The sequence below is a fragment of the Kitasatospora sp. NE20-6 genome (genome assembly GCF_045862635.1).
The window spans coordinates 45,066-65,651 of sequence record NZ_BPRL01000012.1; the positions used below are offsets into that span (position 1 = coordinate 45,066).

The 20,586-nt window shown below is 74.0% G+C and carries 18 protein-coding genes, 1 tRNA gene and 1 pseudogene; 6 read left to right on the forward strand and 14 right to left on the reverse strand.

Going from position 1 to position 20,586, the window contains the following annotated elements:
* Positions 1-92: 92 nt before the first annotated feature.
* A tRNA-Met gene (locus SNE206_RS13145) sits at positions 93-166 on the reverse strand.
* A 56-nt stretch (positions 167-222) separates the two neighbouring features.
* The gene (locus tag SNE206_RS13150) at positions 223-3,165 is read right to left on the reverse strand and encodes a UPF0182 family protein (protein WP_407913492.1); all 2,943 of its coding nucleotides are present in this window, start codon (positions 3,163-3,165) and stop codon (positions 223-225) included.
* Between the two features lie 162 nt (positions 3,166-3,327).
* On the opposite strand from SNE206_RS13150, the gene SNE206_RS13155 reads away from it, so the two are divergent.
* Positions 3,328-3,891: a PPA1309 family protein gene (locus tag SNE206_RS13155; protein WP_407913493.1), complete on the forward strand. Its 564-nt coding sequence runs from the start codon at positions 3,328-3,330 to the stop codon at positions 3,889-3,891.
* Positions 3,892-3,906: 15 nt separating this feature from the next.
* On the opposite strand, the gene SNE206_RS13160 is transcribed toward SNE206_RS13155, so the two are convergent.
* From SNE206_RS13160 to SNE206_RS13175, 4 genes are all read right to left on the reverse strand, one after another.
* Positions 3,907-4,992, reverse strand: a complete 1,086-nt coding sequence (locus SNE206_RS13160; RefSeq protein WP_407913494.1) for a PDZ domain-containing protein — start codon at positions 4,990-4,992, stop codon at positions 3,907-3,909.
* A gap of 50 nt (positions 4,993-5,042) precedes the next feature.
* Positions 5,043-5,225: a hypothetical protein gene (locus SNE206_RS13165; RefSeq protein WP_407913495.1), complete on the reverse strand. Its 183-nt coding sequence runs from the start codon at positions 5,223-5,225 to the stop codon at positions 5,043-5,045.
* Between the two features lie 133 nt (positions 5,226-5,358).
* Positions 5,359-5,799: a molybdenum cofactor biosynthesis protein MoaE gene (locus SNE206_RS13170; protein WP_407913496.1), complete on the reverse strand. Its 441-nt coding sequence runs from the start codon at positions 5,797-5,799 to the stop codon at positions 5,359-5,361.
* Positions 5,800-5,883: 84 nt separating this feature from the next.
* Entirely contained in the window at positions 5,884-7,035 is a 1,152-nt protein-coding gene (locus SNE206_RS13175; protein ID WP_407913497.1) for an NAD-dependent epimerase/dehydratase family protein, read from the reverse strand.
* Between the two features lie 192 nt (positions 7,036-7,227).
* On the opposite strand from SNE206_RS13175, the gene SNE206_RS13180 reads away from it, so the two are divergent.
* Positions 7,228-8,721, forward strand: a complete 1,494-nt coding sequence (locus SNE206_RS13180; RefSeq protein WP_407913498.1) for a zinc-dependent metalloprotease — start codon at positions 7,228-7,230, stop codon at positions 8,719-8,721.
* Positions 8,718-9,281, forward strand: a complete 564-nt coding sequence (locus tag SNE206_RS13185; RefSeq protein WP_407913499.1) for an NUDIX hydrolase — start codon at positions 8,718-8,720, stop codon at positions 9,279-9,281. The genes SNE206_RS13180 and SNE206_RS13185 overlap by 4 nt, the downstream gene beginning before the upstream one ends.
* Before the next feature lie 28 nt (positions 9,282-9,309).
* Here the strand turns inward: SNE206_RS13185 and SNE206_RS13190 are convergent, their stop codons facing one another.
* The 4 genes and pseudogenes from SNE206_RS13190 to SNE206_RS13205 form a co-directional block, all read right to left on the reverse strand.
* Positions 9,310-9,993 (reverse strand): AIM24 family protein, encoded by a 684-nt coding sequence (locus SNE206_RS13190; RefSeq protein WP_407913500.1) that lies wholly within the window; start codon positions 9,991-9,993, stop codon positions 9,310-9,312.
* Between the two features lie 24 nt (positions 9,994-10,017).
* Positions 10,018-10,710, reverse strand: coding sequence for an AIM24 family protein (locus SNE206_RS13195; protein WP_407913501.1), 693 nt, complete (start codon positions 10,708-10,710; stop codon positions 10,018-10,020).
* Positions 10,711-10,725: 15 nt separating this feature from the next.
* Positions 10,726-12,123, reverse strand: a complete 1,398-nt coding sequence (locus SNE206_RS13200) for a TerD family protein (RefSeq protein ID WP_407913502.1) — start codon at positions 12,121-12,123, stop codon at positions 10,726-10,728.
* A 107-nt stretch (positions 12,124-12,230) separates the two neighbouring features.
* A pseudogene (locus SNE206_RS13205) lies at positions 12,231-12,767 on the reverse strand (M48 family metallopeptidase); the annotation flags it as partial.
* Between the two features lie 460 nt (positions 12,768-13,227).
* On the opposite strand from SNE206_RS13205, the gene SNE206_RS13210 reads away from it, so the two are divergent.
* Positions 13,228-14,331 carry a ThiF family adenylyltransferase gene (locus tag SNE206_RS13210; RefSeq protein WP_407913503.1) on the forward strand — a complete coding sequence of 368 codons (1,104 nt, stop codon included), beginning with the start codon at positions 13,228-13,230 and terminating at the stop codon, positions 14,329-14,331.
* Between the two features lie 289 nt (positions 14,332-14,620).
* The gene (locus SNE206_RS13215; RefSeq protein ID WP_407913504.1) at positions 14,621-15,964 is read left to right on the forward strand and encodes an ABC1 kinase family protein; all 1,344 of its coding nucleotides are present in this window, start codon (positions 14,621-14,623) and stop codon (positions 15,962-15,964) included.
* Between the two features lie 212 nt (positions 15,965-16,176).
* Here the strand turns inward: SNE206_RS13215 and SNE206_RS13220 are convergent, their stop codons facing one another.
* The 4 genes from SNE206_RS13220 to SNE206_RS13235 all read right to left on the reverse strand — a co-directional run bounded on the left by SNE206_RS13220 (position 16,177) and on the right by SNE206_RS13235 (position 20,039).
* On the reverse strand, positions 16,177-16,590 hold the full coding sequence (locus SNE206_RS13220) for a hypothetical protein (protein ID WP_407913505.1): 414 nt from the start codon (positions 16,588-16,590) through the stop codon (positions 16,177-16,179).
* Entirely contained in the window at positions 16,587-16,955 is a 369-nt protein-coding gene (locus SNE206_RS13225) for a WhiB family transcriptional regulator (protein WP_407913506.1), read from the reverse strand. Before SNE206_RS13225 ends, SNE206_RS13220 begins: the two co-directional genes overlap by 4 nt.
* 157 nt (positions 16,956-17,112) lie before the next feature.
* Complete coding sequence (locus tag SNE206_RS13230; RefSeq protein ID WP_407913507.1) at positions 17,113-17,571, reverse strand: hypothetical protein; 459 nt, start codon at positions 17,569-17,571, stop codon at positions 17,113-17,115.
* 245 nt (positions 17,572-17,816) lie between these two features.
* Positions 17,817-20,039, reverse strand: coding sequence for an ATP-dependent DNA helicase UvrD2 (locus tag SNE206_RS13235; protein ID WP_407913610.1), 2,223 nt, complete (start codon positions 20,037-20,039; stop codon positions 17,817-17,819).
* A 262-nt stretch (positions 20,040-20,301) separates the two neighbouring features.
* Here SNE206_RS13235 and SNE206_RS13240 point away from each other — a divergent pair, with 262 nt between their 5' ends.
* Positions 20,302-20,559, forward strand: a complete 258-nt coding sequence (locus tag SNE206_RS13240) for a mycoredoxin (RefSeq protein ID WP_405011689.1) — start codon at positions 20,302-20,304, stop codon at positions 20,557-20,559.
* Positions 20,560-20,586 lie beyond the last annotated feature (27 nt).

Below are 20,586 nucleotides of genomic sequence, written 5' to 3' on the forward strand. Positions count from 1 at the left end.
ATAGTACCGGAGAAGGGCCCCTCTTGATCGGAAAAACGTCAGGGCCCGGAGGGCCAGATGATCTCTGGCGGCCTCCGGGCCCTGATCTTCAGTAGCGGGGACAGGATTTGAACCTGCGACCTCTGGGTTATGAGCCCAGCGAGCTACCGAGCTGCTCCACCCCGCGTCGTTGAGTGAACAGTAGCACGGACGCGGGGTGGACGGACAATCGGTTCTCGCAGCTCAGGGGGTGGCCGACGGCGACGGCGACGCCGGGGCCGAGGGTGCCGGGGTGGCTCCGGCCGTGGACGGCTGGGCCGCCGCGGCCCGGTCGAGCGCCGCCTGGAGCGCCTTCTGGGCCTGCCCGTAGGCCGCCCAGTCGCCGGTCTTCAGGGCCGCCTGGCCGTCGTCGAACGCCTTCTGCGCGTCCTTCAGGGCCTGCTGCAGTTCCGGCGTCGTGCCCGTACCGGGCCCCGGCGCGGTCGGCCCGGGCGTGGTGGGGCCGGGCGTGGTCGGGGTGGTGGGGGCGGTCGGCGTGGTGGTGGCACTGCCCGCGGCTCCCGGGAGGACGGCGGCGAGCGCCTTCTCCAGGTTGTCCTCCAGCGCGACCTTGTCGCCGTAGACCGCCAGCACCTTCTGCAGCACCGGCGCCTTGGCGCCCCGGCCGAGCAGGTAGACCGGTTCGACGTTGAGCAGGCCGCCGCCGACCGGGAGGGTCAGCAGGTTGCCGTACTCGATGTCGGAGTCGGTGCCGGTCTTCAGCAGCGTGAGCTTGTTGGCCACCGCCTGGTCGGAGTTGAACTTCGCCTGCGTCAGCTTCGGTCCCAGCGCGCCGGATCCGCCCGGGATCTTGAGGATCCGGATCTTGCCGTAGTCCGCCCCCGGGTCCGCGGTGACGGCCATGAAGGCGGCGAGGTTGTCGCGTCCGCTCGGCACGAAGCTCGTGGAGAGCGAGAAGCTGGTGTCGGGCGCACCGGGCATCCGCAGCGTCAGGTAGTACGGCGGCTGCACGTCACCGGTGTTGGTGGTCGGGTCGACCGGCACCTGCCAGATGTCCGTGCCGTTGAAGAAGGCCGTGGCGTCGGTCATGTGGTACTGCCCGAGCAGGTCGCGCTGCACCTTGAAGAGGTCCTGCGGGTAGCGCAGGTGCGGCATCAGGGTCGACGGGATCTTCGACTTGGGCTGCACGGTGCCGGGGAAGGCCTTCATCCAGGTCTTCAGCACCGGGTCGCTGTCGTCCCACTGGTAGAGGGTGACGGCGCCGGTGTAGGCGTCGACGGTGGCCTTCACCGAGTTGCGGATGTAGTTGACCGTGTTGACCGCCGTCAGGGTGCGGCCGCGCTGGTCGGTCAGCGAGTCCTTGGTGGACTCGCCCAGGGTGGTCTTGGAGGAGAACGGGTAGCCGTCCGAGGTGGTGTAGGCGTCCAGCACCCACACCAGCTTGCCGTCCTGCACGACCGGGTACGGGTCGGCGTCGATGGACAGCCAGGGGGCGACCTTCTCGACCCGCTCCTTGGGCGTGCGGTCGTAGATGACCCGGGCGCCGTCGGTGATGGCGCCGGAGTAGAGGATCTGCGGCTCGGCGAAGCGCATCGCGTACGCGGCCCGGGTGAACGGGTTGTCCAGCGAGACGCCGCTGCCGCCGTCGTACTGGAAGGTCTGGTCGGCGCCGCTCTCCGAGGTGTAGTCGATCTCCTGGTTGGAGCCGCCCACGATCGAGTAGGTGCCGGTCTTCTCGCCGTAGTAGACGCGCTGCTTGTACTCGCCGAGCGAACCGGTGGTCGGCAGGCCGGACTCGGTGTAGACCGGGTTGCCGTTGCCGTCGACCTGGTTGCCCTTGGCGGCGACCATGCCGTAGCCGTGGGTGTACTTGAAGTGGTCGTTGATCCAGTTGCGCTGCTGCACGCCGCTGAGGTCGAGCTCGCGCAGGCCCAGCACGGTGTCCTGGTCGCCGTACCGGTCGACGTCCAGCGTCTTCGGGAAGGCGTAGTACTTGCGCAGCGCCTCGTTCTGCTGGAACGTCGGCGCGACCACGTTCGGGTCGATCAGGCGGATGTCCGCGATCGTCTGCGGGTCCGGTGCGGGCGCGTCGGACTTGGCGCCCTCCTTGGGGTCGTACTGCTGGGTCTCGGCCCCCGTGATGCCGTACGCCTGGCGGGTCGCGTCGATGTTCTTCTGGATGTACGGCGTCTCCTTGGCCTGCTCGTTCGGCTTGACCTGGAACTGCTGCACGATCGCCGGGTACACGCCGCCGATCAGCACGGCGGAGAGCGCCATCAGGCCGAAGCCGATCAGCGCCGGCGCCCAGGTGCGGCGGATCGGGGTCATGAAGAACAGCAGTGCGCAGATGACCGCGACGAAGAACAGGATGGTCTTGGCCGGCAGGAACGCGTTGGCGTCCACGTAGCGCAGACCCGTCCAGCCGTCGACGCCCTTGTACGCACCGGACTTGACCGCCAGCGCGTACCGGTCGAGCCAGTACGCGACCGCCTTCAGCAGCACGAACACGCCGAGCAGCACGGCCAGGTGGCCCTGCGCGCCGCGGCTCGCCCGGCGGCCCGGCCCCTGCAGCCGCAGGCCGCCGTAGAGGTAGTGCACCAGCGTCGACGCCAGCAGCGAGACGATCACCGCGCTGAACGCGAAGCCCAGCAGGAACTCGAACCACGGCAGGTCGAACGCGTAGAAGGCGACGTCCCGGTGGAACTGCGGGTCCTTCACGCCGAACGGTGTCTGGTTCGTCCACAGCAGCCAGGTGCGCCACTGCCCGGAGGAGGCGGCGCCGGCGACGAGGCCGACCAGCAGCGAGGCCGCCAGGAGCAGCCACTTCTTGTACGGCGCGACGCCCATCCGGTAGCGGTCCAGGCTCTGCTGCTCGACCGACATCGCGGCGAGCGGCGGCCTGAGCCGGTACGCCAGCCAGATGTTGAAGCCGACCGCGACCGCCATCAGCACGCCGAAGACGCCGAACAGGCCGGCCTTCGTCCGGAGCTGGGTGGTGAACACCCGGCTGTAGTCGACGGACTTGTACCAGAGCCAGTCCGTCCAGAAGCCGGACACCATGACGAACAGCAGGAAGAGCGCGACGAGGACGCCCGCGGTGAGCACCAGCACACGGGTGCGCCGGGAGGGCGGGCCGACTCTGGCACGGAAGCCCGGTTCGGGGCGGTCCGGCATCTGGAAAACCAAGGGGGCACCTCTGCTGTGTCGTCTGCGGTCCTAGCGGTCCTAGCGGTCCTCAGAGCAACTTAATCTGTCTTTACCTGAGTTCCCGGCGGTTTGCCCCGAGATCCGACCGTTACAGGGATCGCCTCGACCGCCGGGCCCGGACGGCATGTGAGGATGGTGTCCATGTCCGATGCACCCCTCACGCCCGCCGGCGACGGCCTCCCGCCGGCCGCCTCCCCGCTCACCCGGGCCGCCCTGGAGATCGACGAGTACGCGGCGACGCTCGGCTGGGACCTCCCGGCCCGGCTGTTCGCGCTCGTCGACACCGCCGCGCTGCGCAAGGCCGACCCCCGGCTGGCCAAGCAGCTCGGCCTGACCGCCGACGAGAGCACCGGCCTCACGCCGGTCGAGCAGGAGGAACTGCCGGCCGGTTCCGAGCTGGACCGCTTCCTGGGCACCATCGCCTGGCCGGACCAGGTGGTCGGCTGCGCGCTCGTCGTGGAGCGGCTGATGCTGCCGCCGGGTGCGGAGCAGTCCCGGCCGAAGAACGCCACCGAGAAGGAGCTGTCGGCCTGGGTCGAGAACCACCCGCAGCGCCAGGAGGTCCGCATCACGGCCGCCGTGCTGCGCGACGGCTCCCGCGAGATCGCCCTGCGGCTGCGCGAGAAGGACATCGCGCGCGAGGTGCTCACCGGCCCGGACCTGGTGCCCGGGCTCAGCGAGGCCCTGCTGTCGACCTTCTCCTGACGCCTGCCGCCGGTGTCACCGCGGGCAGGACGGCAGTCCCGCGGTGCCGCCGGCGCGGATCTTCCCCAGCGCGTCGAGCGCACCGCCCAGGGTGTCGACCTTCACGAGGGTCAGGCCGGACGGGGTGTCGCGCACGGCCTCGGCGCAGTTCTCGGACGGCGTGAAGAAGTACTCGGCCCCCTTGTCGCGGGCGGCGATCAGCTTCATCTGGATGCCGCCGATCGGGCCGACCGCGCCGTCGTCGTCGATGGTGCCGGTGCCGGCGACGAACCGGCCGCCGGTCAGGTCGTCCGGCGTGAGCTTGTCGATGATGCCGAGCGAGAACATCAGGCCGGCGCTGGGCCCGCCGACGTCCTGCAGGCCGATGTCGATGGTGAACGGGTAGGTGTGGTCGCTGCCCGGCAGGATGCCCACCACGGCCCGGCCGTCGTCGGCCCTGTCCGTGGTGATCACGACCTTCTTCCCGGCCGCGGCGGCGGCGGACGTGCCGGACCCGGTGTGCGGCACGACGGTGAACTCGACGGCTTCCCCGGGCTTGTGCCGGGTGACGAGCGCGGCCACCTGCTCCTTGGCGGTCACCGCGGTGCCGTCGACCGCCACGATCCGGTCACCCGCGTGCAGCTTGCCCTCGGACGGGCCGCCCGCCACCACCGAGGAGACGATCACCTGGGACTCCACCGGGATGTCCAGCTCCTTCAGCGCGGCGGTCTTGGCGCTGTCCTCGGAGGAGGCGAACTGCTCGGCGTTCTCCTGCTGGGCCTCCTTGTCGGTCTGGCCCTTCGGGTAGACGTTGTCGTGGGGCACCACGAGGACGTCCTTGCGCAGCCAGCCGATCACCGCGGAGATCAGGCTGGGCTCGTACTTCGCCCCGGTCACCTGGACGGTGGTCATGTTGAGGTGCCCGGTCGTCGGGTACGTCTCGTGCCCGGTGATCGCGATCACCGGTACCGAGCCGCCGCCCTTCTTCGCCTGCTCGCCCAGGGTGTTGTACGTCGGCCCGGGGCTCATCTCGGTGTACGGCACACGCATCAGCACGGAGGCGCAGAGCAGGCCTATGAGGAGCAGGGTGGCGGCGAGCATCGTCGCGGAGCGGCGTGGCATGGCTCGACAGTACGGGACCGGGGCGGGCCTGCGCTGCCCGGGCGCCGGGCTCAGCCGCGGGGCCGGTCGGCCGGGCCGGCGGTGGAGCGTTCCATCGCGGCGCGGAAGCGTTCGTGCTCGGCGAGCGAGGCCGGGTCGCCGGTGGCGCGCGGGGTGCGGGCCGCCCAGCCCGCCCAGACCATGGCGGCCAGTGCGGCGGCGACGGGGATGATCAACCAGGCGAGCGCAGCCATGTCCGTACTCCCAGCTCGTCGTGTCTATCAGCAGATTAACCGGCCGCGCTGACAACGGTGACGGCACCGTCCGGGTTACGGCCCGGATTGGGACCGGACGGGTGGGAAAGGGTGTGGAGGGGGCGGGCGCGGGTCAGCAGGCGCCGGCCCCGACCCACTCCTCCCGGCCGTCGCCGAAGACCTGGTGCTTCCAGATCGGCACCTCGTGCTTGAGGTCGTCGATCAGGCGGCGGGCCGCCTCGAAGGCCTCCCCGCGGTGCGCGCAGGAGACCGCGACGATCACGGCCTTGTCGGTGATCCCGAGCCGGCCGACCCGGTGCACCGCGGCCAGCGCCTTGACCGGGAAGTCCGCGACGATCTTCTCCGCGATCCGGCGCATCTCCTGCTCGGCCGTCGGGTGGGCGCTGTACTCCAGGGCGGCGACGGGCTCGCCGCCGTCGTGGTCGCGGACCGTCCCCACGAAGACGGTGGTGCCGCCGGCCGCGTCGTGGCCGACCGCGTCGTACACCTCGTCCAGCGACAGCGGGGTGTCGCGGATGGCGAGCAGGCGGATCGGATCGTCGTTCTCGGGCATGGTCACCATGATTCCCCATCTCCGGTGCCGTTCGGCAAGGGCTTCCGCATCACGATTGCGCCGTTCCGCAGAGCGGAACGGCTCTCAGAACCGGCGGCGCTTCCGCGCCCGCCGCACCAGCGCCGCCGTACCGACCAGCGCCACCGTGGCGCCCGCCGCGCCCAGGCTGGTCGCGGCCTCCTTGCCGCCCAGCCGGCGGCCCGCCACCGCGTGCTTGCCGGCGACCTGTGCCAGGAGCTCCGCCAGCACCTCCTCGTTGCCGTACCGCGGCCGCCACCCCGCCTCGTGCAGGCGGCTGCCCGAGACCACCCACGGGTACATCGTGTAGGCCAGGTCCCCGGCGGGGGCGGGCGTCAGGCCGAGCCGGTGCAGCCGGGCCGCCGTCCCGAGCGCGAGCGTCGCCGGCAGCTCCATCCGGCGGATCCCCGACAGGCCCTCGACGTCCTCCTGCTCCAGCCAGCCGTCGCAGCCCACCGTCATCTCGCCCTCCACCAGGCCCAGCGCCGCGTACTCCAGCGCCGAGGCCAGGTCGTCGACGTGGCAGAACTGCCAGCACGGCCGGGAACCCGCCACCACCAGCAGCCGGGGCGCCTCGAAGTGCCGGGTCAGCACGGTGTCGACACCCGGGCCGACCACCACCGCCGGCCGCAGCACGGTCACCTGCAGGCCGGGGTGCGCCCGCGGGGCGCGCCGGGCCAGGCGCTCGATCTCCAGCAGGTCGCCGACCAGCGACGCCTCCTCGGTGGCCCGCAGCTCGGAGTCCTCCGCGAGCGGCACCTCGTTGTCCGGCAGCGCGCCGTAGACCATCGCGGACGTGCAGAGCACCACCCGCGACACCCCGGCCGCCGCGGCGGCGGTCAGCACCGTCTGCGCGCCGCGCACGTTGTAGGCGCTGCGGGCGCGCGGATCGGTCTCCATCCCGAGGTCCATGGCCAGGTGGACGACCACGTCGACCCCGGCCAGGCGCTCGGCCACGGCGGGGTCGCGGACGTCCAGCACCCGCCACTGCACGCCGGGGACGTCACCCCGGCGGTCGTCGATGGCGAGCACCCGGCGCACCCCCGGCGAGCCGACGAGGCGGGAGGCGACCCGCTCGCCGAGCACACTCGCCGCCCCGGTCACGGCCACGGTCAGCGGCCTGCCGCCGTAGGCTGGAGACGGCGAACCCGCGGGGGCCGCGGTGCCGTCCTCACCTCCGGTCAGCCCAGAGCGAACGTCCGAAGGCGGGGAACTCACCGGCCATCCTCCACGGTTAGCTTATGTGCGTACGGACGAGTGTCACGTACCGTCCATCCTGCCCGAGGCACGGGCCCGGCGGTTGCACCCTGCGCCATCGGACCACGAGACCATGGACACGTCCCGCCCTTTCGCGGGTACACGACGACCCCGCCACACCTCCGCGTGACGGCCGAGCAGATCGAGGACCCCGTGAGTGACCTTCCCTTCGGATTCTCCAATCCGCCCGAGGAGCCCGAGGACGGCAAGGGCAAGAAGGACGACCAGGCCGCCGGGGGCTCCGGCGACACCCCGCAGCAGCCGTTCGGCTTCGGCGGCCCGGGCAACCCCTTCGGCGCGCTGTTCGGCATGGGCGGCGCGGCCGGCGACAACCCCTTCGGCGCGATGATGGGCGGCCTGGACCCGAACGACCTGGGTGCCGCCTTCCAGCAGCTCGGCCAGATGCTGTCCTTCGACGGCGGCCCGGTGAACTGGGAACTCGCGCAGAACATCGCCCGGCAGACCGTCGTCGCCGAGCCCGCCGAGGGCCGCAGCAAGGACCGGTCGGTCGGCGCGGCCGAGCGCACCGCCGTCACCGAGGCCGTCCGGCTCGCCGAGCTGTGGCTCGACGCCGCCACCGACTTCCCGTCCGGATCGACCACCGCCGTCGCCTGGAGCCGCGCCGAGTGGATCGAGGCCACCCTGCCGGTCTGGAAGGACCTCGTCGACCCGGTCGCCGAGCGGGTCGGCAACGCCATGGGCGGCGTGCTGCCCGCCGAGATGCAGGCCGTGGCCGGCCCGCTGATGGGCGTCATGCGCTCCATGGGCGGCGCGATGTTCGGCACACAGATCGGCCAGGCGCTCGGCGCGCTCGCCGCCGAGGTCACCGGCTCCACCGACGTCGGCCTGCCGCTCGCCCCCGCGGGCAAGGCCGCGCTGCTGCCGCAGAACATCGCCGAGTTCGGCGAGGGCCTCAGCGTGCCCGCCGACGAGGTGCGGCTCTACCTCGCCCTCCGCGAGGCCGCCCACCAGCGGCTCTTCGCCCACGTGCCGTGGCTCCGGGCGCACCTCTTCGGTGCCGTCGAGGCGTACGCGCGCGGCATCAAGGTCGACAGCTCCCGCATGGAGGAGCTGGTCGGCAACCTCGACCCGAGCAACCCCGAGGCGCTCCAGGAGGCACTGGCCGGCGGCCTGCTGCAGCCCGAGGACACCCCCGAGCAGAAGGCCGCGCTCGCCCGCCTGGAGACGGCCCTCGCGCTCGTCGAGGGCTGGGTCGACGCCGTCGTGCACGCCGCCGCCCAGCCGCACCTGCCGCAGGCCGGCGCGCTGCGCGAGACGCTGCGCCGCCGCCGCGCCACCGGCGGACCGGCCGAGCAGACCTTCGCCACCCTGGTCGGCCTGGAGCTCCGCCCGCGCCGCCTGCGCGACGCCTCCCGGCTCTGGGCCTCGCTCGCCGACGCCCGCGGCGTCGACGGCCGCGACGCCCTCTGGGAGCACCCCGACATGCTGCCCACCGCCGCCGACCTCGACGACCCGGACGGCTTCGTGCACCGCGCCGAGGAGGGCGGCATCGACTTCTCCGCGCTCGACAAGCTGCTCGGCGACGCCGCCCGCGGCGACGGCACCGGGGCCACCGGGGGCAAGGACGCCGCCGGGAACGACCCCGGCACGGACGAGGACGGCACCGGCACGGAGGACGGCAGGTGACCGGGCTCCACCACGACGCCGTCCGCACGCTCGACGCGTGGGCCGTCGCCGACCCCGCGCAGGACCGGCTCCGGCAGGACTACCTGGCGCACCTCGCCGAACGGCCCGACGGCCTGTGGCGGGAGTGCCTGCCCGCCCACATCACCGCCAGCGCGGTCGTCGTCGACCCCGCCGGCGGCCGGGTGCTGCTCACGCTGCACCCCAAGGTCGGCCGGTGGCTGCAGATGGGCGGCCACTGCGAGCCGGGTGACGCCACCCTCGCGGCCGCGGCCCTGCGCGAGGCCACCGAGGAGTCCGGCATCCCCGGCCTGACGCTGCTGGCCGACGGCGGCCGGCCCACCCCGGTCAAGCTCGACCGGCACCAGGTGCGGTGCACCGGCAAGGACCGGCCGGAGAACACCCACCTCGACGTGCAGTACGTGGCGATCGCCCCCGCGGGGGCCCGCGAACTCATCAGCGAGGAGTCGCTGGACCTCCGCTGGTTCGGCTACGACGAGCTGCCCGGGCTCACCGACGGCTCGGTGCGCACCCTCGTCGGGCTGGCCCGCACGCTGACCTGATCCGGCCCCGCGGCGGGGGTGCGTGCGGTCAGCCGCGCGGTACCCGCCGCGGGGGCAGCAGCTCGCTGGGCTGCACGATCACGTGCCCGCGGCCGGTGAACGCCAGCTCCCAGCCCTCGGTGGCCGTGCCGCGGCGCCGCCACGCCTCGGTGTTGCTGCTCTGCGCCTGCAGCTGCACCTCCAGCCCGGACGACCAGCCGACCACCGCGTCGGCGTCGCCGTACACGTACCGGCCCGGCTCCACCGGCAGGACGAGCGGACGGCCCGAGGTCATCAGCACCAGGCTGCCGGTGCCGGAGAACTCCAGGCACCGGGAGCCGACGCCCGCGATCCGGTCGCCGTTCTCGATCGCCACGGTGTGCCAGGCCAGCGAGGTGTCCAGCGCCAGCACGTAGGAGTTGGTGACCACCAGCCGCTCGTCGCGCAGCGACAGCACGTGCAGGTGCTGCGCCAGGTTGGCGAGGTAGACGGTGCCGGTGCCGGAGCAGCTCATCATGTCGAGCACGCCCGCGTCGCGCCGCGGACCGCGGCGGTTGCCGGTCTGCGGCGACCAGCTGGTGAAGGCGACCTTGCCGACGTGCGCGACCATCGCGCCGCTGCGGGCGAGCACCTTGGACTGGCCGTCCAGCGACACCCGCAGCATCTGCGGGTTCTGCAGGGCGAAGCGGTCGGTGCCGGTGCCGGCGGTGTGCGCCAGGAGGGGGCTCTGCACGGAAGGACTCCTCGAACTCGGTTCTCAGCCGCGGATCTTGAGACGGTCGGCGGTGTCCTCGCTGGGCTGCACGACGACGAAGCCCGAGCCGCGGAAGCCGAGCTGCAGGGCCTCGCCGCTGCCGCGGCCCACCAGCGCACCGACCTTGACCGTCCGCCGGGTGCGCACCTCCAGCCCGGTGGTCCAGGCGACCAGCGCGTCCGGGTCGACGTACGTCTCGGCCTCGGTGCAGTCCAGCACCACCGGCACGCCGCGGGAGGTGACGGACACCCAGCCGGTACCGGCGACGGTCGCGTTGTACAGACCGGTGCCGGCGAGCAGGGCCGCGCCGCGCACCTTCTCCACGCTGCAGCTCAGCGCGGCGTCCATGGCCAGCAGGTGGGCGCCGTTCACCGACAGCGACTCGTCGGCGACGTGCAGGTTGAGCACGTCCGCGCCCATGTCGGCGAGGTAGAGCGCGCCGTCGCCCGTCCAGCGCAGCAGCGGGCTCCGCTCGCCCGACGCCCACTCCCCGAGCGCCCGGCGGAACGACTGCGACACCGGCTCGTACTGCAGGAAGCCGTCGTAGGCCACCATCGCCCCGGCCTTCGCGTACACGTCCGCCCCGGCCGTGAGCGCGACCCGGCACATCGCCGCGCCGTGGTTGCTCATCCGCTCCGCGGTGTCGGCGGCCCGGTACGCGTCCAGCCCGCCACCCGCGAGGAACTGTGCCTGCATGACTCCTCCTGGACCTCAGACCTCGAACGGCTGGACGATGACGAAGTTCCCCGGGGCGCCGCGGAACTGCAGGCTGTACGACTCGGCCGCGTGCCCCGCGTAGGCGGACCGGCGGATCCGCACCGGCGCCGTGGTGATCACCTGCGACCCGCGGGACCAGGCCACCAGCGCCTGCACGTCGACGTACGTCTCCGGGGCCGGGGTGACCGGCAGCACCACCGGCACGCCGTTCGTCTTCACCACGACCACGCCGTGGCCGCTGAACTGCAGGGTGAAGAAACCGCCGTTCGGCAGGCCCTCGCCCTCGATCCGGCGCACCTCGTGCTCCAGGCCCGCCTCGAAGGCCAGCACCCGGTCGGAGCCGACGCAGAGCGTGTCGCCCTCCAGCCGGACGACGTGCAGGTCGCACGCCTCGTCGGCGAGGAAGACCTGGCCCTCGCCGGTGATCCGCATCAGCTTCAGCTGCTGGCCGGTCAGGTTGCCGACCAGCTTGCGCAGCATGCCGGAGCCCTCGTGCGCGAAGTCGGCCTTGCCCTGGTAGGCGACCATGCTGCCCTGCAGGGCGAGCACGTCCTGGCCCTTCGTCAGCAGGACCCGCACGAGGTTGTCGTTCTGCTTCACCCAGCCCGGGCTCTCCGGCACCTCGACGTACTTCGTCAGCGAGATGCGCACACCCACCGGGGCGCCCCCGGCCTGCTGCGGGAACGCGGCGGCGGGGACGGCCGCCGGGACGGCGACCAGCGTCGCGTCGTACGACGGCGCGGGGGCCGGGACGCTCACGGGCGGAACGGTCGGGGCGGTCGGAACGGTCTGGGCGGTCGGGACGGCCACCGGCGCGGGGGCCGCAGCGGGCGGGGCGTCCGGGGCGTCCGGCCCGGCCTCGTCGAGGGCCTCGCCGCCGAAGTTCTCCAGCAGCGCCCGCAGGCCGCCGTCGAAGCCCTGGCCGACCGCCGCGAAGCGCCACTCGCCGCCGCGCCGGTAGACGTCCGCCAGCATCACGGCGCGCTCGGTGGAGAACTCCGCGCCGGTGAAGCTGTAGCGGCCGACCTCGGTGCCGCCGGCGACGATCCGCACGTACCCGGAGGCGACCTGGGACATCTGTCCGTCGCCGTCGAGGGTCGCGGTGAGCGCCAGCTTGTGGACGGCATCCGGCACCGAGCCGAGCGCCACCGCGAACGACTCGGTGTCGCCCTCCTGCGCGCCCAGCAGACGGATCGACTGCTCGGGGCTCGCGGGCTGGTTGAAGAACACGAAATAGCGGTCGTCGCTCAGTTTCTCGTCGGCGTCCAGGCCGAAGCAGCTGATGTCGAAGACCAGCCCGGGCCCGGTGATGTGCACCCCGAGGTACAGGTCGGTGCCGGGCGTCAGCTCACTGATCCGCACCCGGGACGCCTTGGCGAGTTCTCTGGACATGGCGCGGGCCGGCCCCCTCCCGTACGGCGACTGATCCCCGCGACCCTATCCCAGGCCGGCGGGTCCGCAGCAGCCCCGGTGGACGGTGGATCCCGGAGCGGGAGGCCTCAGTCGCAGCCGTCCGCCGCCGCCCCCTGCGGGTCGGGGGCACCCGGCAGCCGCCCGGCAGCGGCCACGCCCTCCAGGTAGCCCCGCGCCCGCTCGGTGCGCGGGTACGCCTCCAGGAGCGCCCAGAAGCGGGGCCCGTGGTCCGGCACGAGGAGGTGCGCCAGCTCGTGCAGCAGCACGTAGTCGACGACGTGGCCGGGCATGCCCTGCAGCCGGTGGGAGAGCCGGATGCTGCCCTCGCCCGGGGTGCACGACCCCCAGCGGGAGTTCTGGTTGGTCACCCAGCGGACGCTGCGCGGCACCGCCCGGCCGCCGAGGTACGCCGCGGACAGCTCCCGGGCCCGCGCCGCCAGGACCTCGTCGCCGGGCACCAGGCGGCTCTCCTGGCGGGCCAGCCGGTCGAGCATCTGCGCCACCCAGCGCTGCTCCTCGGCGTGCGACATCCGCGCGGGGATCAGGACGACCGTCCGGTCGCCCTCGCGGTACGCGGAGACCGTGCGGCTGCGGCGGGCGCTGCGGCGCACCTCGACCGAGGCGGGATCGACCGGGACGGGGCCGGCCGGGGCGGGGCCGGCCGGACGCCGCCCGCCGGGCGCATCCGCGTCCGCGGCCCCGGCCTGCGGCGCCCGGACCGCCGGAACGGCATCGGACGCCGGCGCACCGGGGAGCGGTGCGCCGGGCGCCGCGGCGCCGTACCCGGAGGCAGCCCGGGAACGCCGACGCGACGACGTGGATCGGGTGTCCCGTTCGGCCGCCATGGCAGACGACGTTACCCGGGTGCACCGACAGATCCCCGGTGCCGGGCCGGAGGGGCGGGTGCAGGGATCGCGCACGTCCGGCGAACGGGGGTTGTCCACAGGGTGTACGCACCAGCGGTGTGATGATGCGACCGAGCCTGTGGACAACCCGGTGCACGACCGGCCGGGCATCGGGCATCCTGCCCTCACCGCGCCACCGACCGCCCCCGCGAGCTCCCCGGAGAACCCCGTGCGCCCGATGCTCAAGCCTGCCCTCTCCCGCCTCTGGCGCGACGAGCGGACCCTCCAGTTCGGCACCGTCCGCCGGCACGCCCGCGTCGTCGAACAGGTCGACCAGGGCATCGCCGCCTTCCTCGAACTCGTCGACGGCAGCAGGGACACCCCCGAGCTGATCGCGGCCGGCCAGGGGCTCGGCCTCGACCGCCCCGCCTGCGAGGGCCTGCTCGCCTCGCTCGCCCGCGGCGACCTGCTCGACGACGCCGAGGCCCTGGAGGCGGCGCTCGGCGGCTACCCGCCGCCCCGGCGCGAGATGCTCGGGCCGGACGCCGCCGCCCTCTCCCTCGTGCACCCGGAGCCCGGCGAGGCCGCCGACGTGCTCACCGCCAGACGCCGCACCCGGGTCGAGGTGCGCGGCGCGGGCCGGGTCGGCGCCGCCGTCGCCGCCGTCCTGGCCGCCGGCGGGACCGGCACCGTCACCGTCGTCGACCGCGGACGCGTCACCGGCCGCGACTGCGCCCCCGCCGGGCTCCCGGCCACCGACGTCGGACGGCTGCGCACCACCGCCGCCCGGGAGGCCGTCCACCGGGCCTCCGGTGCCGCCGGCGACCGGCCGCGGCCGGCCCCGGTCGGCGCCGGGCCGCCCGCCCTCGTCGTCCTCGCCCCGCGGGACGGCTCCGCCGCCTTCACCGGCTGCGCCGCCGAGGCCCACGAGCTCATGCGTGCCGGCGTCCCGCACCTCTACGTCGGGGTGCTGGAGCACCTGGGCGTGGTCGGCCCGCTGGTCGTGCCCGGTGCGACGGCCTGCGCGGGCTGCGCCTCCCTCACCCGCCAGGACGAGGACCCGGGCTGGCCGCGGCTGCTCGCCCAGCTCGACGGCCCCGGGCCGGGCCGGGCCCGCACCCCCGCCTGCGACACCGCCCTCGCCACGGCGGTGGCGGGCCTCGCCGCCCTGCACACCCAGCTCTACCTGGACGGCGTCGTGCCGCCGAGCGTCGACGGCTGGTGCGAGATCTCCGCGGCCGACGGGATGGCCCGGCGCCTCCGGCTGCCCGCCCACCCGGCCTGCGGCTGCCTGTGGCCGGCGGCCCCGGCCCCGGCGACCACGGCGGGCGGCCGACGGTGAGGGCGCCCGCGGCCGGCCCCGCGCCCCTCTCCCGTCCCGGCCGCCCCGGCGCCGACCCGCGTACCGCACGCCCGGGGCCGCGCGCCCGCGGCCCCGGCCGCCACCCCGGCCCGCCCCCGGCACGGCGTGCGGGAAACCCGCACAGGACGACCCGAATACCAGTCCGGATGATTCGCCGGACGCGGCCGAACGAGCGGGCACAATGGCGTGGTGACCACTGCCGGTGGCAGGCCACGCCCGGCGGCCCGCGCCGGAGGGCCGGCGCCGGCGATCCGACTGGAGGCACCGGGTGAGCGATCTTCCGCGCAAGGCCGTGACGCGTACCGCCCGCCTGGCAGCCCTCCCCCTCGGCTTCGCGGGCCGGGCGACGCTCGGGCTCGGCAAGCGCCTGGGCGGGCGGCCCGCCGAGGAGGTCACGGCCGAGCTGCAGCAGCGCACCGCCGAGCAGCTCTTCTCCACGCTCGGTCAGCTCAAGGGCGGAGCGATGAAGTTCGGGCAGGCGCTGTCCGTCTTCGAGTCCGCGCTGCCCGAGGACGTGGCCGGGCCCTACCGCGCCGCCCTCACCAAGCTCCAGGACTCGGCGCCCGCGATGCCGTCCACGACCGTGCACCGGGTGATGGCGGAGCAGGTCGGCACCGACTGGCGGTCGCGCTTCCGCAGTTTCGACGACCGGCCCGCCGCGGCCGCCTCCATCGGGCAGGTGCACCGGGCCGTCTGGCACGACGGCCGCCGGGTCGCCGTCAAGGTGCAGTACCCCGGCGCGGGGGACGCCCTGCTCACCGACCTCGGCCAGCTCGCCCGGCTCGCCCGGGTGCTGGGCCCCCTCATCCCCGGTATGGACATGAAGCCGCTCATCGCCGAGCTGCGCGCCAGGGTCGCGGAGGAGCTGGACTACGGGCTGGAGGCCGAGGCCCAGCGGGCGCACGCCGAGGAGTTCGCCGACGACCCGGACATCGCCGTGCCCGGCGTCGTCGACCGGTCGGGCCAGGTGCTGGTCACGGAGTGGATGGACGGCACCCCGCTGGCCCGGGTGATCGGCACCGGCACCCCCGCCGAGCGCGACCGCGCCGGTCAGCTGCTCGCCCGCTTCCTCTTCGCCGGCCCGACCCGGACCGGCCTGCTGCACGCCGACCCGCACCCCGGCAACTTCCGGCTGATCCAGGACGACGGCCCGGCGGAGGGCTGGCGGCTGGGCGTCATGGACTTCGGCACCGTCGACCGGCTGCCCGGCGGCCTGCCCGAGCCGATCGGCGCCGCCCTGCGGATGGCGCTGGCCGGCGAGGCCGGGGAGGTCTACGACATGCTCCGCCAGGAGGGCTTCGTGCGGCCGGGCATCACCCTCGACCCCGACGCGGTGCTCGCCTACCTGCACCCCATCATCGAGCCCACCCGGGTCGAGGAGTTCACGTTCACCCGGGACTGGATGCGCGCCCAGGCGGCCCGGATCGCCGACCCCCGCTCCCCCGCCTACAACCTGGCCAAGCAGCTCAACCTCCCGCCCTCCTACCTGCTGATCCACCGGGTGACCCTGAGCACGATCGGCGTGCTCTGCCAGCTCGGGGCGACGGTACGGCTGCGCGAGGAGCTCGCCACCTGGCTGCCCGGCTTCGACGGCCGGCCGCCGCGCGGCTGACCCGGCACCGGCCCCGGGGCCCCGGGCACCGACCCCGACGCCGGGCACCAGCCCCGAGGCCGACGGGCTCCGCGGCTCCGTCCGCCACCGGCTGCCCGCCCGTCCCGGGAACGACAGAGGCCGCCCCCTTCCGCAAGGGGGCGGCCTTCGGTCGTTCCGCTGTCCGTCGGTGGGCCCGGCCTCCGCAGGACGGGGCGCGCACCGGCGGCCGGTTACATCAGGGCGGCGGCAAGCGCCCTGCGGGCGCGCAGCGACGCACGTTCGGCCTTCCGCCGGAGGCGGTCGGCCCGTGCGAGGCGCGCGCCGAGGCGTTGGCGCTCGGCCTCGCGGGTTAGTTCCTGCATATGGGCGCGCGCCAGGGATTCCTGGAGGAGATGCATCTCGAAGTTCCTGTTCCGGATCTGAAGTTCGGGGGTCCGCTCGGTGAGTCGGACGGGCTGTTCGGCGAGGGGAATCATGTGGTGGTCCTGCTCGTGGTGCGTGCTCGGGAAGGGGAGGTGGGCTGCGGCGTCGGCCTTGGCGGCGGCGACGCGTACGGATCGGCGCAGGGCGTTGACCGGCGGGGGCTGCTCTCCCCGTCGGACGCCCGCGGTTCCGTGACCGGAGGGCGGATCGGCGCGGTTCACGCCATGACCTCGGTCTTGCGCGGACGGCCCCGCGGCCGCTTGCGGGCCACGATCACGCCCTGGACGAAGAGCTCGCCGCCCCAGACGCCCCACGGCTCGCGCCGCTCCAGCGCACCGGCCAGGCAGGACTCCTTGACCGGGCAGGTCCCGCAGAGGGACTTGGCGTACTCGACGTCCGCCGGGGTCTCGGCGAAGAAGACCTCCGGGTCGAAGGCGCGGCACGGGACGGTCTGGCCGAGGGCGTCGGCTTCGTCGAACGAGTTGAGCTGCTGCATCAGGGTTACCTCCGGGGGGGCGGCCGGGTCGGCCTGGGTGAACGTGTCTGTCGGTACGGACGGGAGGGGCGGTGTGATGACCGTGGACACTTCTTCCTCGTCTTTTCTGTGGTTCCGGTCCGCCTGCTGGTGGGGCGGATCCGGAGGCCCCGAGGGGCCAGGGTTGTCATGACGTACCGGACAAACAGAAGGGCCGCGGATCCCGGTTGACGGGTTCCGCGGCCCTGGAGACCGACCTGAGGGTTCCTCAGGTTCGTTCACTCCAGGGTTCCGGGCCGCGGAAGGCCCCCATCCGGACGGATCCGGCTCCCTTGCGGGCGGCCTCGGCCTGGTTGATCAGCTGCTCGTCCTGCTCGGCCCCGGCACCGGAGACCCGTGCATAGCCGCCATGAATGGCTGCTGCTGCCACTGCCTTCGGTGCCTGGGTCGGTCGCTCGTCGCGCATCGCAAGACCGCGGTCGAACGTCGCCCAGTCGCGGGACAGACCCGTCTCGAAGGAGGCGCCGCCGAAGCCAGTGAAGCCGTGGCCACTGACAGTGGGGACACCGGTGCCGTCGAGACCCAGCCCGTTGCCGGCCACCAGGACCGCGCCGCACAGCGGGGCGACGGTCGAGGAGCCACGGGTGCCGAACTGCGAGACGGCGCCCGAGGGCATGGCGATAACGGTCTGGCCAGTCAGTTTGGTGATCGTCTTCGTGGTTTCCACTGTCTTCGCCTCCTCTCGGCGTCTCGCGGTGCCCGGTTCCCCGGGTTCCGGTGTTCGGATGTCGGTCGGTCCTGCAGGTGGTGCGGTGGTGCGGGAGAGCTTGGTCGTGGACGGACGGCGCGCGAAAGCCTGCCTTTCACGGCCTTGCGATCTCGTCCCCTTGACCGCTCCGGCAGGCTATTGCGCGCGGCGCACGGCGCGCAAACTATTTTTCCGGCGAGTTCCGGGTGATGTCCACGAGCGGCTCAGGCCGACCCGGTCGGCTCCCCCGCGGGCTCGTCCCCGGGTTCGTCCCCGGGCTCCTCCCCCGCACACAACGAGAGCACGGCGGCGCCGTACTTGTCCAGCTTCATGGCACCCACCCCGGAGATCAGGGCGAGTTCGCGCTCGCTCCCGGGCACCTCCTCGGCGATCGCCATCAGCGTCGCGTCGGTGAACACCACGTACGCGGGGGCGCCCTGCTTCTTGGCCTGCCGGGCCCGCCACTCGCGCAGCCGCTCGTAGAGCGCCTCGTCCATCGAGGAGGGGCAGTCCTCGCAGCGGCGCAGCTTGCGCTCGACCGCCTCGGTGAGGGTGCGGCCGCAGACCCGGCAGGTGACCGGGCCGCGCGGGGCGCGCCGCCCCGCCGCACGGCCCTCGCCGTGCTCGACGCCGCCGCGCCCGCCCCGGGTGCCGGCGCGCGGGCCGCCCGAGCCGGGGCGCAGGCCGTCGAGGAACCGGCTGGGCCGGCGGCTCGCGCGCCCGCCGGGGGAGCGCGAGAGCGCCCAGGAGAGCGTGAGGTGGAGCCGTGCGCGGGTGACGCCGACGTAGAGCAGCCGGCGCTCCTCCTCGACCTGCTCGTCGGTCTTGGCGTAGATGATCGGCAGGGTGCCCTCGGTGAGGCCGACGAGGAAGACGGCGTCCCACTCCAGGCCCTTGGCGGCGTGGAGCGAGGCGAGGGTGACGCCCTCGACGGCGGGGGCGTGCTGGGCGGAGGCGCGGCCGTCGAGCTCCGTGACGTAGGCGGCGAGGTCGGCGGGGGCGCCCGCCGCGCGGCGGCCCGCCTCGAACTCCCCGGCGAGGCGGACGAGCGCGGCCAGCGACTCCCAGCGCTCGCGGACGGCTCCGGAGCCGGAGGGCGGGGTGGGCGTGAACCCGCGGGTCGCGAGGATCGCGCGGACCTGCGCGGCCAGGTCGGGCTCGTCGGCGGTGAGCGGGTCCGAGGCGGCGCGGGCCGCACCGCGGATGAGGAGGCCGGCCTCGCGCACCTCGGGCCGTTCGAAGAACCGCTCGGCGCCCTTCAGCTGGTAGGAGATGCCGAGGTCGGCGAGGGCCTGCTCGTACACCTCGGACTGCCCGTTGGTGCGGAAGAGCACGGCGATCTCGCTGGCGCGCACGCCGGCGTCGAGCAGCTTGCGGATGCGCTGCCCGGTGGACTCGGCCTCGGTGGGCTCGTCGGGGTGCTCGACGTACTCGGGCTCGGGGCCGGCCTCGCGCTGCGAGACGAGCTCCAGGCGGTGCTGGGCGGCGTGCCCGCGGGCCTGGGCGAGCAGGCCGTTGGCGAGGTGGACGACCTGCGGGGTGGAGCGGTAGTCGCGGACGAGCTTGACGACGGTGGCGTCGGGGTGCCGGGTGCGGAAGTTCAGCAGGTAGTCGGGGGTGGCGCCGGTGAAGGAGTAGATGGTCTGGCTGGCGTCGCCGACCACGCAGAGGCCGGCGCCCCCGGCCGTCCACTGGTCGAGCAGGCGCTGCTGCAGCGGCGAGACGTCCTGGTACTCGTCGACGGTGAAGTGCTTGTACTGGGCGCGGACCTGCGCGGCGATCTCCGGGCGGTCCTCCAGGATGGCCGCGGTGAGCAGCAGCACGTCCTCGAAGTCGATGACGCCGCGGTCGCGCTTGGTCTGCTCGTAGGTGGCGTAGACGCGGGCGATCTCGGCCGGATCCCGCGGGGCCTCGCGGCCGGTCTTCACGACGGCGGCCGGGTAGTCGTCGGGGACGATCTGGGTGACCTTCGCCCACTCGATCTCGCCGGTGAGGTCGCGCAGCTCGGTGCGCTGGACGCGCAGGCCGGTGCGGGCGGCGGACTCGGCGACGAGCTGCACCTTGCGCTCCAGCAGGCGCGGCACGTCGCCGCCCACGGCGCGCGGCCAGAAGTACTGGAGCTGGCGGAGCGCGGCGGAGTGGAAGGTGCGGGCCTGGACGCCTTCGGCGCCGAGCTGGCGGAGGCGGCCCCGCATCTCGCCGGCGGCGCGGGCGGTGAAGGTGACGGCGAGGACCTGCTGCGGCTGGTAGACGCCGCTGCGGACGCCGTAGGCGATGCGGTGGGTGATGGCGCGGGTCTTGCCGGTGCCGGCGCCGGCGAGGACGCAGACGGGGCCGCCGAGGGCCGTGGCGACCGCGCGCTGCTCGGGGTCGAGCCCGGCCAGCACGGCGTCCGCGTCGGCGGGGGCGCCGCCGTACGCGGCGTAGGGGTCGTGCGGGCCGGACATGCCCGAGAGCTCTTCCTGCATGGCATCCATCCTCTCAGTCCGGCGCGCGCCGCGGACCGGGGCCGCCATCCTGGCAGGCACCGCCGACGGTCGGCCCCGGTCGTCCACAGGCCCGGGGCCACCGGGCCGCGGCGGTAGGACGATCACCCCGGGGTGCGGCGTGTGGCGTGCGGCACGCGCCCCCGCGGGTGCGGAATGACGGCCGCATGCCGCGCGTTGGGATCCTCGACCGTACGCCCCCCGTCCGAAGGAGTCCCCCGCCATGTCCGGCACCGTCACGATGTACAGCACGTCCTGGTGCGGCTACTGCAACCGCCTCAAGAGCCAGCTGGAGCGCGAGGGCATCGCCTACACCGAGGTGAACATCGAGCTGGACCCGGCCTCGGCGGACTTCGTGGAGTCGGTCAACAACGGCAACCAGACGGTGCCGACCGTGCTGGTCACCCCGAAGAGCGGCGGCGAGCGGGTCGTGATGACCAACCCGAGCCTGCGCCAGGTGCAGGCGGCGCTGGCCGGCTGACGGCGCGTCCGGGGCCCCGGCGGGCGG